Origin of the sequence: Achromobacter xylosoxidans, assembly GCF_001457475.1 — a bacterium.
GTDB classification, from domain to species: domain Bacteria; phylum Pseudomonadota; class Gammaproteobacteria; order Burkholderiales; family Burkholderiaceae_B; genus Achromobacter; species Achromobacter xylosoxidans.
In genome coordinates, this window is record NZ_LN831029.1 from 5,702,798 (window position 1) to 5,717,913 (window position 15,116).

At 70.1% G+C, this 15,116-nt stretch carries 14 protein-coding genes; 8 read left to right on the forward strand and 6 right to left on the reverse strand.

The features are described from left to right. The first annotated feature begins 110 nt into the window (after positions 1 to 110). Positions 111 to 1,277 (forward strand): mandelate racemase/muconate lactonizing enzyme family protein, encoded by a 1,167-nt coding sequence (locus AT699_RS25790; protein ID WP_024070314.1) that lies wholly within the window; start codon positions 111 to 113, stop codon positions 1,275 to 1,277. 41 nt (positions 1,278 to 1,318) lie between these two features. On the opposite strand, the gene AT699_RS25795 is transcribed toward AT699_RS25790, so the two are convergent. Then, positions 1,319 to 2,155 carry an AraC family transcriptional regulator gene (locus tag AT699_RS25795; protein ID WP_006387329.1) on the reverse strand — a complete coding sequence of 279 codons (837 nt, stop codon included), beginning with the start codon at positions 2,153 to 2,155 and terminating at the stop codon, positions 1,319 to 1,321. Between the two features lie 90 nt (positions 2,156 to 2,245). Here AT699_RS25795 and AT699_RS25800 point away from each other — a divergent pair, with 90 nt between their 5' ends. After that, positions 2,246 to 3,457, forward strand: coding sequence for an FAD-dependent oxidoreductase (locus tag AT699_RS25800; RefSeq protein WP_024070316.1), 1,212 nt, complete (start codon positions 2,246 to 2,248; stop codon positions 3,455 to 3,457). Positions 3,458 to 3,503: 46 nt separating this feature from the next. Here AT699_RS25800 and AT699_RS25805 read toward each other — a convergent pair whose 3' ends face one another. Then, complete coding sequence (locus AT699_RS25805; protein WP_053499235.1) at positions 3,504 to 5,348, reverse strand: methyl-accepting chemotaxis protein; 1,845 nt, start codon at positions 5,346 to 5,348, stop codon at positions 3,504 to 3,506. 271 nt (positions 5,349 to 5,619) lie between these two features. Here AT699_RS25805 and AT699_RS25810 point away from each other — a divergent pair, with 271 nt between their 5' ends. The 4 genes from AT699_RS25810 to AT699_RS25825 all read left to right on the forward strand — a co-directional run bounded on the left by AT699_RS25810 (position 5,620) and on the right by AT699_RS25825 (position 8,058). Continuing rightward, positions 5,620 to 6,675: a GGDEF domain-containing protein gene (locus tag AT699_RS25810; protein ID WP_223203238.1), complete on the forward strand. Its 1,056-nt coding sequence runs from the start codon at positions 5,620 to 5,622 to the stop codon at positions 6,673 to 6,675. A 68-nt stretch (positions 6,676 to 6,743) separates the two neighbouring features. After that, positions 6,744 to 7,058 (forward strand): ArsR/SmtB family transcription factor, encoded by a 315-nt coding sequence (locus AT699_RS25815; RefSeq protein WP_006384596.1) that lies wholly within the window; start codon positions 6,744 to 6,746, stop codon positions 7,056 to 7,058. Then, positions 7,055 to 7,414: an SRPBCC family protein gene (locus AT699_RS25820; RefSeq protein ID WP_006384597.1), complete on the forward strand. Its 360-nt coding sequence runs from the start codon at positions 7,055 to 7,057 to the stop codon at positions 7,412 to 7,414. Before AT699_RS25815 ends, AT699_RS25820 begins: the two co-directional genes overlap by 4 nt. Before the next feature lie 38 nt (positions 7,415 to 7,452). After that, on the forward strand, positions 7,453 to 8,058 hold the full coding sequence (locus AT699_RS25825) for an ATP-dependent Clp protease proteolytic subunit (protein WP_006384598.1): 606 nt from the start codon (positions 7,453 to 7,455) through the stop codon (positions 8,056 to 8,058). A gap of 63 nt (positions 8,059 to 8,121) precedes the next feature. Here AT699_RS25825 and AT699_RS25830 read toward each other — a convergent pair whose 3' ends face one another. Together AT699_RS25830 and AT699_RS25835 are read right to left on the reverse strand one after the other, a co-directional pair. Next, positions 8,122 to 9,384, reverse strand: coding sequence for an MFS transporter (locus AT699_RS25830; RefSeq protein ID WP_038504371.1), 1,263 nt, complete (start codon positions 9,382 to 9,384; stop codon positions 8,122 to 8,124). 136 nt (positions 9,385 to 9,520) lie between these two features. Continuing rightward, a complete protein-coding gene (locus AT699_RS25835) occupies positions 9,521 to 10,474 on the reverse strand; it encodes a helix-turn-helix transcriptional regulator (RefSeq protein WP_050807720.1) in 954 nt (317 codons plus the stop codon). Positions 10,475 to 10,567: 93 nt separating this feature from the next. Here AT699_RS25835 and AT699_RS25840 point away from each other — a divergent pair, with 93 nt between their 5' ends. Next, the gene (locus AT699_RS25840; RefSeq protein ID WP_070542495.1) at positions 10,568 to 11,785 is read left to right on the forward strand and encodes an MFS transporter; all 1,218 of its coding nucleotides are present in this window, start codon (positions 10,568 to 10,570) and stop codon (positions 11,783 to 11,785) included. Positions 11,786 to 11,824: 39 nt separating this feature from the next. Here the strand turns inward: AT699_RS25840 and AT699_RS25845 are convergent, their stop codons facing one another. Continuing rightward, complete coding sequence (locus AT699_RS25845; protein ID WP_006386048.1) at positions 11,825 to 12,961, reverse strand: DJ-1/PfpI family protein; 1,137 nt, start codon at positions 12,959 to 12,961, stop codon at positions 11,825 to 11,827. Positions 12,962 to 13,102: 141 nt separating this feature from the next. On the opposite strand from AT699_RS25845, the gene AT699_RS25850 reads away from it, so the two are divergent. Next, complete coding sequence (locus AT699_RS25850; protein ID WP_006386047.1) at positions 13,103 to 14,086, forward strand: GlxA family transcriptional regulator; 984 nt, start codon at positions 13,103 to 13,105, stop codon at positions 14,084 to 14,086. Here the strand turns inward: AT699_RS25850 and AT699_RS25855 are convergent. Beyond that, positions 14,076 to 15,083 (reverse strand): Bug family tripartite tricarboxylate transporter substrate binding protein, encoded by a 1,008-nt coding sequence (locus AT699_RS25855; protein ID WP_020926476.1) that lies wholly within the window; start codon positions 15,081 to 15,083, stop codon positions 14,076 to 14,078. The genes AT699_RS25850 and AT699_RS25855 overlap by 11 nt on opposite strands. Between the last annotated feature and the right edge of the window lie 33 nt (positions 15,084 to 15,116).

Consider the following 15,116-nt stretch of genomic DNA (forward strand, 5'->3'; position numbering starts at 1 on the left):
CGGAATCTTTAACTTTCAGTTAATAAAGTAGTGCCTGATAGCGAATCATAATGCGCCTTCAAGCCAATAATCTACGGTTTTTCCCATCCGCCGCACGGCCAGGAGACACCATGAAAATCGTCGAAATCCGCGAGAAGACCGTCCCGATCAGTTCCCCGATCCGCAACGCCTACATCGACTTCAGCAAGATGACGCTGAGCCTGGTGGCGGTGGTGACCGACGTGGTGCGCGACGGCCGGCGCGTGATCGGCTACGGCTTCAATTCCAACGGCCGCTATGGCCAGGGCACGCTGATGCGCGAACGCTTCATCCCGCGCGTGCTGGAGGCCGACCCCGCCAGCCTGCTCGACGACAGCGGCGACAACCTCGATCCGCACCGCATCTGGAACGCGATGTACGTCAACGAAAAGCCGGGCGGCCATGGCGAACGCTCGGTCGCCATCGGCACCATCGACATGGCGGTGTGGGACGCGGTCGCCAAGATCGCCGGCAAGCCGCTGTTCCAGCTGTTGGCCGAGCGCTACGGCAACGGCCGCCCCGACCGCCGCGTGTTCGTCTATGCGGCGGGCGGCTACTACTACCCGGGCCAGGACCTGGGCAAGCTCAAGGACGAGATGCGCGGCTACGTCGACCGCGGCTATACCGTGGTCAAGAAGAAGATCGGCGGCGCCTCGCTGGACGAAGACCTGCGCCGCATCGACGCCATCCTGGGCGTGCTGGGCGACGGCAGGAAACTGGCGGTCGACGCCAACGGCCGCTTCGACCTGGACACCGCGATCCGCTACGCCAAGGCGCTGTCGCAGTACGACCTGTTCTGGTACGAGGAAGCCGGCGACCCGCTCGACTTCGAACTGCAGGCCACGCTGCGCAACTACTACGACAAGCCGATGGCCACCGGCGAGAACCTGTTTTCGATGCAGGACGCGCGCAACCTGATCCGCTACGGCGGCATGCGGCCGGACCGCGACTGGCTGCAATTCGACTGTGCCCTGAGCTATGGCCTGGTGGAATACCTGCGCACGCTGGACATGCTGCGCCAGCACGGCTGGTCGGCCAGCCGCTGCATTCCGCACGGCGGCCACCAGATGTCGCTGAACATCGCCGCCGGCCTGGGGCTGGGCGGCAATGAATCCTATCCGGACCTGTTCCAGCCCTACGGCGGCTTCCCCGACGGCGTGCGGGTCGACAACGGCCACGTCACCCTGCCCGAACTGCCCGGCATCGGCTTCGAGGGCAAGGCGGACCTGATCGCCGAGATGCGCAAGCTGGCGGAGTAAGGGGCCGGTAGCGAGCGGGACGCCACGCGCCCCGGCGCGGCTCAGGCGACGGCGGCGTCGCCCTCGGCCTGCGGCGCCCGCAGATAGCGCCCCGGCGTCGTGCCGAAGGCGCGCTTGAACATGGCGATGAAATTGCCGGGCGTGGCGTAGCCCAGCGCGTCGGCCACCTGCGCCACCGGCTGGCCCGCGCTCAGGCGTTCCAGCGCGTGGATCAGCCGCAGTTGCTGGCGCCACTGCGCGAAGCCTAATCCCGTTTCCTCGCGGAAAAGGCGCTGCGCGGTGCGCGTCGCCAGCCCGGCCCGCGCGGCCAGTGCTTCCAGCGGCCGGTTGTCGGCCGGGTCGTCCGCCAGGACTTGCGCAAGCCGAGCCAGCCGGCGGTCGCGCGGCCATGGCAGGTGCAGGCGCTCGCGCGGCGCCGCCTCGATCTCGTCCAGCAACACCGCCGCGAAGCGCGCGCGCGCCGGGTCCAGCGCCAGCTTGTCCGGCCAATCGGCCGCGCGCAGCACCATGGCGCGCAACACCCCATCCGCACCCAGCACGCAGGGCGACGTCGGCAGGGCCGCGGCGGCCCGCGGATGCACCAGCGCCACCCAGCCGCTGGCCGCGCCCACCACGCTGACCCGATGCCGCAGCCCCGGCGGGATCCAGCCCGCGCGCTGCGGCGGCAACAGCCATGAGCCGGCCTCGGTGCGCACCCGCATCGCGCCGCTATCCACCCCGAACAACTGTCCGCGGGCATGCGCGTGCCAATCGTATTCGCGCGAACCCAGGCGGAATTCGCTGCCCGGCGCATCGGCGCCATGAAAGACGCACACGGCCGGGCCGTCGAGCAATTCGCTGTAGTCGGGCGCGGGGGCAGCAGTCTGGCGGGTTCGCATGATTTGTTGGCGCGCCGGCATTACCGGCGCGGGCGCGCTTGCACGCAAGCTGTGAGGGTGCCGGCGACGCCGGCTTGCTTCGAGGACATTATGCAGAATCTCCACGTTTCCATCATCGGCGCCGGCCTGGGCGGCCTGTGCCTGGCGCAGGGGCTGGCGCGCGCCGGCATCGACTTCGACGTCTACGAGCGCGACGCGCGCACCGACAGCCGCGTGCAGGGCTACCGCCTGCGCATCGACGCCAGCGGCCAGGCGGCTCTGGCGCACTGCCTGCCGCCGGACCTTTACGCCCTGTTCCAGCACAGTTGCTCGCCCCACGACCGCCCGGGCGCCATGCTCGACGCGCAACTGCGGCCGCTGCCGCAACGCGCCTCCGCCACCTGGCGCCTGGACGATGCCGACACCCCGCCCGACCGCTCGGCGCACCGGCAGACGCTGCGCGAGATCCTGCTGGCCGGCCTGGACGGGCGCGTGCATTTCGGCCACGGCTGCGCGGGCATGGACGACGGCGGCCCCCGCCTGGAGGGCATCCGCGCGCGGCCCGGCACCCTGGTGGTGGCCGCCGACGGCGTGCACTCGGCGCTGCGGCGCCAGCATCTGCCGCAGGCGGCGCCCGAGGACAGCGGCACGGTGAGGATCTTCGGCATGGCGCCGGCCGGCAGCCTCGCGCCCGATGGCCTGCCGCCGGACCTGCGCGACGGCGCCGGTGTGGTGTTCGGCGCCGGCTACGCGCTGGTGCTGGACGCCATGAAACTGGCGGCGCTGCCGGCGCTGGCGCAACGCCTCGCGCCGGCTTGCGCGCTGACGGCGGTGCCCGGCTACCAGTACTGGGCGATCATCGGCGAGCGCAGCGCGGTGCTGGGCGCGGACGACGCCGCGATCAGCGCGAGCCAGCGGGACGACACCGCGACAGGCGCGCGCTGGCAACAGGCCGCGCAGCGCCTGCTGGCGCCGGTGCATCCCGCGCTGGCCGCCATGGTGGCCGCCAGCGACCCGCGCGGCATCGCGCTCAAGACCGTCTACCAGGCGCCGCCCCTGCCGCAATGGACGCAAGCCGGGCTGACTTTCCTGGGCGACGCGGTGCATGCGATGAGCCCGGCGGGCGGCCTGGGCGCCAACACCGCCCTGGCCGATGCGCAATCGCTGGCGACGCGGCTGGCGCAGGTGTGCAAAGGCCTGCCGCTGGGGCAGGCCTTGCGGGACTATGAAGCGGATCTGCGGTGGCGCGGCGACCGGGCCGTCCAACAATCGGCCGAGGCCGCCGCCCGCATCACCGGCAGGGGCCGGCGCCAACCGCGATAGCGATCGCGGCGCGTGGCGACAGGCGTCGCCACATCGGGCAAAGCGGTCAGGCGGGCAGCGCGATCCGCTCGGGCGCGGCAACCCGCAAGTTTTCCCGCAACTTGAACAGGGCCACCGTGCCGGCCAGCGCGCCGGCCTGATCGCTCAACATGGCGGACGCCGCCGCCGACTGTTCCACCAGCGCGGCGTTCTGCTGGGTGGCCTGATCCATGTCGGAAACGCTGCGGTCGATCTGGCTGATGCCCACGCTCTGCTCGGCCATGGCCCCGTGGATTTCGCTGACCAGCTTCTGCACGCGCGACACGCCTTCGACGATCTCCTGCATCGTTGAGCCGGCCGCCTGCACCCGCTCGGTGCCGCTCTTGACGTTCTGTACCGAAGCCTGGATCAGCGCGCGGATCTCCTGCGCCGAGGCGGCGCTGCGCTGCGCCAACGTGCGGACCTCGCCGGCCACCACGGCAAAGCCGCGGCCCTGCTCGCCGGCGCGCGCCGCTTCCACCGCCGCGTTCAGCGCCAGGATATTGGTCTGGAACGCAATGCCGTCGATGACGCTGATGATCTCGGTGATGCGCTCGGACGACTGCGCGATGGCGCCCATGGTGGTGACGGCATCGGTCACCACCTGGCCGCCGCGCTCGGCCGCCAGGCTGGCCTCGGTCGCCAGGCGCGTGGCGTGCTCGGCGGCCTCCTCGGTCTGGCGCACGCTGGAAGTCAATTCGGTCAGCGCCGACGAGGTTTCCTGCAACGAGCCGGCCGATACCTCGGTGCGCTGCGACAGGTCGCGGTTGCCCATCTCGATCTCGCGCGTGGCCGAGGTCATCGAATGCACGCCGTTGCGCACGTCGAGCATCACGTGGCTGATCTTGTCGACAAAGGCGTTGAACGAAGCGGAGATCTGCGCCACTTCGTCATGGCCCACCACGGCCAGCCGGTGCGTCATGTCGCCTTCGCCCGAGCCGATGGTGTCCATCGCATCGCGCACCGCGGACAGGCGCTTGAAGGCGCGCGACGTCACCACGCTGGCCAGCACGACGGCAACCAGCGTCAGCACCACCATCGAGATCAGGGTGGCGTTGAACACCTGCGCCAGGCCCGCGGTGGCCTCGGCCTCGTCCAGCGCGATCACCAGGAACCAATCGGTGCCGGGGATGCGGCGCGCCTTGAGCAGCTTGGGCGCGTCGTTCAGGCTCAACGCCAGCGGCGCGGCGCCGTCGCGCGCCATGTCGGCCAGCACGGCCGGCGTGAGGCCGGCCGCCACGTCGGTCGACGGCTTGAGCGCCAGCTTGTCATCGACGTGCGAAATCACCTGGCCATCGGTCGCCAGCACGAACGCGGTGCTGGACGGCGTCGGCCGGATGACCTTGATGACGTCCTTGATACCGTCCAGCGCCACCGCGCCGCTGATGGCGCCGGTGGTCTGGCCGTTGCGCACGATCGGCGCGGTGAAGGCCACGTAGGGCTTGCCGGTGCCCGAATCGCCGTATGGCTTGGTCACGGCCAGCTTGCCGGCGGCCACCGCGCTCTTGTACCAGGGCCGCGCGGTCGGATCGTAGTCGGGCGGCGTCTGCGCGGTGGAGAAGTAGGTCTTGTCGCTCCAGCCGATGCTGGTGATGGGAAAGCCGTTGGTTTCGCCCATCAGTTTGGTCAGGCCGCGCGGATCGCCCTTTTCGACCACGGCGGCGGTGGCGGTCACGGCCTGGGCCTTGTCGGCGGACCAGCGTTCGATGGCGCTGGCATTGCCGGCGGCGATGGCGTCCAGGTCCGCGGAGATGGTCGCCATCATGTTGTCGCGCACGATCTGATAGATCGCGATGCCCGAGAGCACCAGCGCGCCGATGACGGTGAAACAGGTGATCAACAGGATCCTGTTGCGCAACGAGGTGATTTTCATGCTTGTCTTCTTACTGCAACTGCCCGTGCCGGAGGGCACGGGTATCCAGGTACGCGATAAAAGGTCCGCGCCACCCAGGCTTACGGCAAGGCGGCAAGGGACTTTAGGCCCGGCGTGCGTCGAACCCTGCGCATACGCAAACGACATGGGGCGGCAGTCCCGGCAAGGCATAATGGACGCCAAGACCGCGGTGCGCGGCGTGGAATGCGTCGACGGCCCGGGCCGCCTTGGAACCGGTTTGGTCACGCCAGTGATACGCAGGGAGCTTTCGTTGGACCCGATACTCGCCGAACTGTCGGCGTCGCTGCAGGCCGCCAAGTCGGTCGAACAGTTGACCCGCCCCATCCTGGATATGCTCGGCGCCGTGACCGGGCTGGAATCCACCTACCTCACGTCGATCGACCCGCAGGCCGACCGGCAGCAGGTACGCTACGCGCGCAATGCCGGCACGTTACAGATTCCGGAAGGCCTGTCGGTGCCATGGTCGGACACGCTGTGCAAGCGCGCGCTGGACGAGGGCCGCATGGCCACCAGCGACGTCGGCGCCTGCTGGCCCGACTCCGAGGCGGCGCGCCAGCTTGGCATCCAGACCTACGTCAGCGCGCCCATCCGCACCGACGACGGCCTGCTGCTGGGCACCCTGTGCGGCGCCAGCGCCAGCCAGCGGCCGATCGCGCCACAGGCCGAATCGATCCTGCGGCTTTTCTCCAACGTGATCGCCAGCTTCCTGGAACGCGAGCAGCTCGTCGCCCAACTGCGCGACGCCAACGCCAGGCTGCTGGCATTTGCGCTGACCGATCCGCTCACCGGCCTGCCCAACCGCCGCGCCCTGTACGAAGAACTGGACCGGCTGCGCGGCCGCGCCCTGCGCGAAGGCGGCAGCGTGCTGGTGGGCGTGGTCGACCTGGACGGCTTCAAGGGCATCAACGACACCCACGGCCACCAGCAGGGCGACGTCTTCCTGCAGGAAATCGCGCGCCGCCTGGCAATGACGCTGCGCGCCTCCGACATGGTGGGCCGGCTGGGCGGCGACGAATTCGTGCTGATCGGCCCCGGCCCGGCCCTGGCGCGCGGCGACGCGGCGCCGGGGCACGAGGCCCAACGCGGCGACGCCGAGGAAGCCGCCCGCTCGCTGGAAGATCGCGCCGCCGCCGCCACCGTCGGCCGCTACCAGCTCGGCGAGGTCACCCTGCCGTATGAGGGCGCCAGCGTCGGCGTGGTGGCGCTGGATCCGCGCGGCCTGTCGGCCGAGGAAGCCGTGCGCCTGGCCGATGCCCGCATGTACGACATCAAGCGCGCCCGCAAGGCCGCCCGCACCATCCACTGAACCGGACGGCCCGGGCGCAGGTTCATCGGGGGCTTGCACAACACATAAGTGTTTGCTAATGTATTGCCATGATGGAAAACGACATCTTCAAGGCCCTGGCCGACCCCACCCGCCGCGCGATCTTCGACAAGCTCGCCGCGGGCGCCATGAACGCCAGCGCGCTGCGCGCGGGCCTGGACATCAGCCAGCCCGCGGTCTCGCAACACCTGGCGGTGCTGCGCCAGGCGCGTCTGGTGCGCGAGGAACGCCAGGGGCGCTTCGTCAACTACCAGGTCGATCCGGACGGTCTGGCGCTGCTCGCCGGCTGGATGTCCAAGTACCGCGCCTACTGGCCGGCGCGCGTCGACGCCCTGAAGACACTGCTCAAGGAAATGGACCAATGAACCCCGCGGACCCCACCCGGCAGGACACGGCGCTGGTGCTCGATTACGAGCTGGACGCGCCGCCCGAGAAAGTCTGGCGCGCCATCAGCATCCCGGCGCTGCGCGAGCAATGGCTGCCGGACGGCGCGCTGGCCGACGCCGAGCCGCTGGCCGCCACCCCGGGCGTCGAGGTCCGCTACCGCATGCGCGAGACGCTGCCGCCCTGCCTGGCCAGCGTGGTGACGTTCCAGCTCAGTCCCACCGCCGATGGCGGCACCCGCCTCACCATCGTCCACACCCCTGATGACGCCCGCCTGACGCAACCGGCGCCGCAGGCGGCCAACGATTCCTGGTCCGGCTTCAAGCTCGCCGCCTGACGCCCCCTTCCCTTTTCACGCAAGACAGGAGTTCGCTCATGAGCGAAACGATGCAGCTCGTCCCGATGGTGGTGGAACAGTCCGGCCGTGGGGAACGTTCGTTCGACATCTACTCGCGCCTGCTGCGCGAACGCATCATCTTCCTGAGCGGCGAAGTCAACGACGCCGTCTCGGCCCTGGTGTGCGCGCAGCTGCTGTTCCTGGAAGCCGAGAACCCCGGCAAGCCGATACACATGTACATCAACTCGCCCGGCGGCGTGATCACCAGCGGCCTGGCCATGTACGACACCATGCAGTTCATCAAATCGCCGGTGCACACGCTGTGCATGGGCACGGCGCGATCGATGGGTTCGTTCCTGCTGATGGCGGGCGAGCCCGGCAAGCGCGCCGCGCTGGCCAACGCCAGCCTGCACGTGCACCAGCCGCTGGGCGGCTTCCAGGGACAGGCCTCGGACATGCTGATCCACGCCGAGGAAATGCAGCGCACCAAGCAGCGCATCATCCGCCTGTATGCCGAACACTGCGGCCGCAGCTACGAGGACGTCGAGCGCAGCCTGGACCGCGACCGCTACATGACCGCCGAGGAAGCGGTCGAATGGGGCCTGATCGACCACGTCATGGATGCGCGCTCGGCCGGCTTCTGATGCGCCGACGCGCAAGGACGCCGCCGCGCCCGGGCTGCTTGCGCCATCGGCGTCCGCGCCCCGCTACGCGCCGGCCGCGACACGCTGGTGGCGCGCCCGCAGCACGGCATTGGCCAGCGCCCCCATGGCCAGCAGCACGGCCGTGCCCAGGAACACGGCCGGCATGCCGAAATGCCCGCCGATGAATCCGCCGAGCAAGGGGCCCGCCACCTGGCCCGCGTACTGCGCCGAGATCGACATGCCGAGCACGTTGCCGCCGACGCCGTCGGGCACATTGTGGCGGATCACGCTGGTCACGCACGGCAGCAGCCCGCCCAGCGCCAAACCCATCAGGAAACGCAGCGCCACCAACTGCCAGCCGGCGGTGACGAAGGCCTGCGGCACCAGCAGCAACGCCGCCACCGCCAGCGCGCCGATGATCACGGTCCAGTGGCCGACCCGGTCGGCCAACCGGCCCAACCGCGACGCCGACAGGATGGCGCCCAGCGCCGCCGCCGACATCACCACGCCCGACACCAGCGTGACGCGGGCCGGGTCGTCCACCAGCTGGCCCACGTACACCGTGATGATCGGTTCGATCGACATGGTGGCGAACATCAGCAGCATGCCCGTCGCCAGCATCGCGGCCACCGGCCGCTTGTCGGGAATCTGGGCCCAGCCGCCGCGCCGCTTGCCTTCCTGCCTGGCGGGCTTGGCCGGGCGCGGCATCTCCTTGATCAGGAACACCGTCGCCAGGAAGGCCAGGAAGATCACGCCGCCGGCCAGAAGGAAGGTGGCGCGGATGCCGATCAATGGCGGCAGCCCGCCGCCGATCAGCGGGCCCACCAGGTTGCCCGCCATGATGCCCGCCGACAGCACGCCCAGCGCCCAGCCCGAGCGCGCCTTGGGCGCCTGCATCGCCACCAGGATGGTCGAACCCGACGCGTAGCCGCCGGCCAGGCCCACCAGCAGCCGCAGCAGCACCAGCTGCCACACGCTCTGCACCATGCCAGTCAGCGACATACAGATCGCCATGCCAAACGACGCGCGCACCAGCATCAGCTTGCGCCCGTAGCGGTCGCCCAGCCGGCCCCACAGGGGCGCGACCAGCGCCGCGGCGAAGAAGGTGGCGCCATAGGCCACGCCCGACCACTGCACGATGGCGGCGTGACCCTGCACGCCCAGTTCCTCCACGTACAGCGGCAGGAACGGCAGCAGCAGCGTCATCGCCACGATGGTGCTGAACGAACCGGCGAAACAGACGGCCAGGTTGCGCCGCCAATGGATGTTCCCGGCCGACGCGGCCGCATCGGCGTCGGCGCGTTCCGGGGAGCTGGACGATGTCATGGAAAAAAGCCTCGGGATGTCGAGCGCGAAGTCGGTGAACGGGGATTGTTGCCAGCCTCGCTCCACGCAGCAAGGCCAGCCGCGATACCGGTATTGCCGCTACCCCCCAAGCCGGCGCGGCGCGACCGTGCCGCGCCTATTGCGCGGCGCCGCGCAGCCAGGCCTTGGGCGTGGCGCCGCGATGCGCCTTGAAGGCCTTGATGAAGTGGCTGAGGCTGGAAAACCCGATGCTGTATGCGGTTTCGGTAACCGAGCAGCCGCGCCGCAACAGGCCGGCGGCCGCGTCCATCCTGGCTTGCAGCAGGCAGCCATGCACCGATTGCCCGTAGAGCGACATGAAGCCTGCCTGCAACCGTTTTTCGCTCAGCCCCACGGCCTGCGCCAGCTGGCGCACGCTGCCGCAATCGGCGTATTCGTGCTGGATGCGGCGATGGGCCTCGGCCAGCCGCCTGCGGTCCGCGGGCGGCGGCTGGTCGGCCGCGCCGCGGCCGGCCAGGTGCGCCAGGGTCAGGGCCAGCGCCTCCTGGGCCTTGCCCTGCAGATACAGCGCGGCGACCTCGCCACGATCCTGGCTCCAGGCCAGGATCTCGCCGGCCACGCGCGCCAGGCCGGGCCACAGCGGCAGCGTCGCCAGTTGGGCGTCGCGCGCCGGCACGCTGCCATCGGCCGCGAACGCGGCGGACGGCACCTGGCGCAAGGTGCGCCACCACAGGGCGCGCGTGGCTTCGTTCGAAAAACGGATATCGACCACGCGGATGTCGCGCCGGCCCTTGAATTCGTCCCAGCCCGGCACCGGCTCGACCGTGCCGTGCAGGATGACGCTGCCCGGCTGGATGCGCAGGGCCGTGCCGCCCTCGAAGCCCAGTCCGAACTGGCCTTGCAGCACGATCGCCACGCCCACGCTGGACTCGGCCGCGCCGCTGGCGGCCCAGTCCGATTCGGGCCGGCCGTCCAGGCAGCCGATCGAGATGCCGCCCGGCAGTTCGTGCTGGGAGCGGATCCTGAGCCAGTCCGGCGGCAGCAGGCGCAGCAGGTCCTGCACGCTGAGCGGCGCGCCGCGGTCCGGGGCAAGACGGGGCTGAGAGGCCATTTTGTTCCAATTCCGCAATTTCCGGCGCGGATTCGCTAGCGCGGCCGCCGCCTGGCCTGGATGATAACAATTTTCATTCTCATCCAGTCTTTCATGACACCTACGCCAGACCCCGTTCGCCGCCCGAACGAGGCCGCCGCCCTGTTCGTCTTCAATACCCTGTGCCTGACCGCCATCATGGCCTTCATGCCCGTGATCGGCCCGGTGGTGCGCGGCCTGCGGCTGGCCGAATGGCATGGCGGGCTGGTGGTCACCGTGGCCGGCGTGCTGTGGATGCTGATGGCGCGCTACTGGGGCGGCCGCAGCGACCGCGTCGGCCGCCGCCGCGTGCTGCTGCGCGCCGCCGCCGGCTACATCGTCAGCTACCTGCTGCTGGCCATCGGCCTGGACCTGATGCTGCGCGAGCCGCCGCCGGCATGGCTGGCGCTGTTGGCGCTGATGGCGCTGCGCGCCCTGCTCGGCGCCTTCTACGCCGCCATGCCCACCGTCAGCGCCGCGCGCATCGCCGACATCACCGCGCCGGAGCAGCGCGGCGCCATGATGGCCAGGCTGGGCGCGGCCAACGGCCTGGGCATGGTGCTGGGGCCCGCCATCGGCGGCCTGCTGGTCAAGGACAGCCTGACGCTGCCGCTCTACATCGCCGCCGTGCTGCCCTTGCTGGGCACGCTATGGCTGGCCGCGAAACTGCCGTCCGACGCCGCGCACGAACCGCGCGTCACGCCGCCGCTCAAGCTGAGCGACCGGCGCCTGCGCCTGCCGCTGGCCGCCATGCTGCTGGCCATGAGCGCGGTCATCACGGCGCAGATGATCGTCGGCTTCTATGCCATGGACGCGCTGCGCCAGGAGCCCGGCCCGGCGGCACGGACGGCCGGATGGGCCATGACCACCGTCGGCGTCATGCTGATCCTGGTGCAGGTGGGACTGGCCAAGGCGCGGCGCATGAACGCGGCTCGCTGCCTGGCGGGCGGCGCCCTGCTGTCCGGCGTCGGCTTCCTGCTGGTGCCGGTGCTGGGCGGCGCCTGGGGCCTGGTGGCGTGCTATGCCATCATGGCCGCCGGCATGGGGCTGGTGTTCCCGTCGATCCAGACCCTGGCGGCCAACGCCGTCACGGCCGACGAACAAGGCATCGCCGCCGGCTCGGTGATCGCCGTGCAGGGCATGGCGATGGTGGTGGCGCCGCTGGTATGCACGTTGCTGTACGGCGTGCGCCCATGGATGCCATACGTGGTCGCCGCCAGCCTGTTGCTGCTGGTGGCGCTGGCGGCGGCGGTCCAGCCGCGCCAACCGCTGTCGGCCCGGACGATGCCGTAGGCGGCGCATGGCGGTCCCCCTCCGACGGCGAGCCCCTGATCAGGGTTCCCTCATGGGATATTCCAACTGCAGCGCCACGAAGCCGGCGGTGGCGCGTCCGTAGCGCGCGCTCATGCCGCGCAGAATCCCGTCCAGCAACGGCGTGGGAGTCGGCGCCAGCGTGTTGTCCATGGGCAGCGACGGCATGTCCGCTGACGACACCTGGTCGGGCAGATAGGCCAGGCCGCTGGCCAGCCTCACGGGGCCCGGCTCGGAGGCCACCCCGACCACCGAGGTCCTGTAGCTGCGGGCATAGGCATCGGCAGTCAGGGCCAGCCGCAGATCGTCCGTACCCGCTGTCAGCCGCGCCTGCAGCGTCTCGTGCCGCCAGAAGGCCGTTGCATTGCGCGTCGCGGTGTAGATATGGCGCGGCCCGAGCTGAAAGTCCTGGCCCGGATGGGCATCGTCCCAGTGCGCCTGGCCCAGTTCGAGCGCCACCGTTTGCGCGCGCGGCCGGCCGGCCAGGGTCTCGACCAGCGCCAACGACACGGGAATCGAAGCACTGACGCCCGTGGTGGTCACCACCCCGCCGTCCGCGATGTAGCGGCGATCCTGGCGCCAGCGCACCGCCGGAAAGTCGCGCGCCAGCGTCGAGCGCGAATACCAATGCGAAACCGCCTGACGGCCGTCCAGCAAGCCGGCCCGCGCCAGTACCCACACCCCGTCGCAAATGCCGATGACGACGGCGCCCTTGCCGGCCTGCGCGCGCACCCAGGCCGACAGCCGCGGATCCGCGTCTTCGTGCACGGCCGGCACGATCACGTAGTCGGCGCCGTCCGGGTAATGCGCGTCGAACGCGGCGATGTCGGCATCCGGCTGTGCCCGCAAGGCGGGAAAGAACCGTATCGGTCCGGGATCCAGGCCCAGCGCCCAGACCTCGGCGGCGCCCGAGCGCTTGAGCACCGCGTAGGGCACCACGAAGTCGGTCAGCTCGGTGTTGGCGTTATGGCCGATCACCACGACACGCGGCAGGCGGCCAGCCGCGGCAGGCCGCGCAGCGGTCAATGGCCCGGCCTGCCCGCGCGGTGATGGCGGCGCGGGCACCCCGCCAGGATCGCGCCACACCGACCAGGCCGCGGCGACGGCCACGGTCGTCAACACGCATACCAGGCCCGCTCGCCCCCATCCGACCGCCATGAACCACCCTTTTCCGCAACGAGGCCATGCCCCAATTCCGACAGCCTAGCGATAGCGCGCGCTCGGCAGCAATGACAGAATTCAGTCGTTTTCTGCCATCCGGCCGCGTTAAGATGCCGGCATTGCCACTTAGCCTTCCCCATGCCGCGACACTCCGCCGCCGGCAGGCCCCGCCTGGTCGCCATCGTCGTCTATCCCACGGTGCAGCACCTGGACGTGGCCGGCCCCGCCGACGTCTTCTCCATGGCCAGCGCGCTGGGCCTGGACGCACGGTATCGCGTCGCCCTCCTGTCGGCCCGGGGTGGACCGGTCACGCTGTCCAACGGCCTGACGCTGCAGACCGAGGCAGTGGCTGGCATCGACCCGGCCACGGTCGACACACTGATCATCGCCGGCGGCGAGCGCGAAGGGCTGATGCAGGCCGGCGCCGACGAAACCTTGCGCGCGTGGGTTGGCCAGGCCGGCACGCGGACGCGGCGCCTGGCTTCGGTGTGCACCGGCGCCTTCCTGCTGGCCCATTGGGGCATGCTGGGCGGCCGGCGCGTGGCAACGCATTGGGCTTCGGCACAATTGCTGGCGCGCCACTTCGATGGCTTGCAGGTGGAGCCGGAGGCGCTCTATGTTCAGGACGACCGATTCTGGACCTCGGGCGGCGTCACTGCCGGCATCGACATGTGCCTGGCCATGGTCGAACAGGACGCGGGCCGCTGGCTGGCGGCGCGGGTGGCAAGACAGCTGAACCTGGCGCTGCGGCGCAGCGGCAACCAGGCGCAATACTCGACGATCCTCGAGGGGCAGGCCGGCGCCTACGGCGAACTGGTCGATTGGCTGCGCGACCATCTGGCCGAAGCCATCGATGTCGAACGCATGGCATCACTGGCCGGCCAGGCGCCACGCACCTTCCATCGCGGCTTCACGCGCGACACCGGCTATACGCCACGGGCTTTTCTCGAGGCGCTACGGCTCGAAGCGGTGCGCGCGGGGCTGGACGCGGGCCAGCCGCTCAAGCCCCTGGCGCGGGCTGCCGGGTTTCGCTCGGAAACGCAGCTGGCCAAGGCGTTCCAACGCCGCTACGGCCTCAGCCCGTCGCAGTATCGGGGCGGCATGGCCCCGGTCATTCCGTGATGTGGATGTTGGCCTGGTCGATGATGACCTGGTAGCGCTTCATCTCGGCATCGATGAACCTGGCGAAGGCCGCCGAGTTTTTCACCGATGGCTCGAAGCCCAGCCCGTTCAGTTGTTCGACGATCTTCGGGCTGGCCATCACCTTGGCCGACACCGCCTCCAGCTTGCGCAGCACCGGTTCGGGCAGGTTGGCCGGCCCCCACACGCCGTACCAGGAATAGAACTCGAAGTTCTTCTGGCCCTGCTCCTTCATGGTGGCAAGGTCAGGCAGCAGGGGGCTGCGGTCGGCGCCGGTCAGCGCCACCGCCTTGAGCTTGCCGGCGCGCACCATCGGCAGCGACGACAGCATCGGGTCGATCAGCCCCTGCACCTGGCCGCCGACCAGGTCCGACAGCGCCGGGCCGCCGCCGCGATACAGCACGATGGGAATCTGCTCCAGGCCGTTTTCATGCAGGAACGAGGCCGCGGCAAGGTGGCCGGCCGAGCCGAAACCGGTGGTGGCGAAGGAATACTTCTGCGGCTCGGCCTTGAGCAGCTTGACCAGGTCCTGCACGTTGTCGGCCGGCACCTTGGGGTTGACGCTGAAGATCAGCGCGCCCTGCGCCAGTTCGCTGATGGGCGTGAAATCCTTGACCGAATCGAACTTGATGGTCTTTTTGTACAGCAGCGGATTGATCGCGTGGATCGAGGCATTCAGGTACAGCGTGTAGCCATCGGGCGCCGCGCGCGCCACATAGGCGGCGCCGATCATGCCCGAGGCACCGGCGCGGTTTTCCACCACCACCGACTGGCCCAGTTCCTTGCCCAGTTGCTCGGCGTACAGGCGCGCCACGCCGTCGACGGAACCGCCCGGCGGATGCGGCACCACCAGCGTGATGGGGCGCTGCGGATAGCTGTCGGCGGCCAGCGCGGCGGCGGTGGTGGTGAGGCCCAACGCCAGCAGGGCGGCGCTGAAAAGCCGCTTGAGCGGCGCGGGGCGGGACGGGCAATGGAACATGGTGGGGTCTCTCTTGGCGATGACGCATCCGTT

Excerpts from the sequence above, each read along its gene's own strand:
- AT699_RS25790 (WP_024070314.1), top strand. The coding sequence starts at position 111 with ATGAAAATCGTCGAAATCCGCGAGAAGACCGTCCCGATCAGTTCCCCG.
- AT699_RS25795 (WP_006387329.1), bottom strand. The coding sequence starts at position 2,155 with ATGCGAACCCGCCAGACTGCTGCCCCCGCGCCCGACTACAGCGAATTG.
- AT699_RS25800 (WP_024070316.1), top strand. The coding sequence starts at position 2,246 with ATGCAGAATCTCCACGTTTCCATCATCGGCGCCGGCCTGGGCGGCCTG.
- AT699_RS25805 (WP_053499235.1), bottom strand. The coding sequence starts at position 5,348 with ATGAAAATCACCTCGTTGCGCAACAGGATCCTGTTGATCACCTGTTTC.
- AT699_RS25815 (WP_006384596.1), top strand. The coding sequence starts at position 6,744 with ATGATGGAAAACGACATCTTCAAGGCCCTGGCCGACCCCACCCGCCGC.
- AT699_RS25820 (WP_006384597.1), top strand. The coding sequence starts at position 7,055 with ATGAACCCCGCGGACCCCACCCGGCAGGACACGGCGCTGGTGCTCGAT.
- AT699_RS25825 (WP_006384598.1), top strand. The coding sequence starts at position 7,453 with ATGAGCGAAACGATGCAGCTCGTCCCGATGGTGGTGGAACAGTCCGGC.
- AT699_RS25830 (WP_038504371.1), bottom strand. The coding sequence starts at position 9,384 with ATGACATCGTCCAGCTCCCCGGAACGCGCCGACGCCGATGCGGCCGCG.
- AT699_RS25835 (WP_050807720.1), bottom strand. The coding sequence starts at position 10,474 with ATGGCCTCTCAGCCCCGTCTTGCCCCGGACCGCGGCGCGCCGCTCAGC.
- AT699_RS25840 (WP_070542495.1), top strand. The coding sequence starts at position 10,568 with ATGACACCTACGCCAGACCCCGTTCGCCGCCCGAACGAGGCCGCCGCC.
- AT699_RS25845 (WP_006386048.1), bottom strand. The coding sequence starts at position 12,961 with ATGGCGGTCGGATGGGGGCGAGCGGGCCTGGTATGCGTGTTGACGACC.
- AT699_RS25850 (WP_006386047.1), top strand. The coding sequence starts at position 13,103 with ATGCCGCGACACTCCGCCGCCGGCAGGCCCCGCCTGGTCGCCATCGTC.
- AT699_RS25855 (WP_020926476.1), bottom strand. The coding sequence starts at position 15,083 with ATGTTCCATTGCCCGTCCCGCCCCGCGCCGCTCAAGCGGCTTTTCAGC.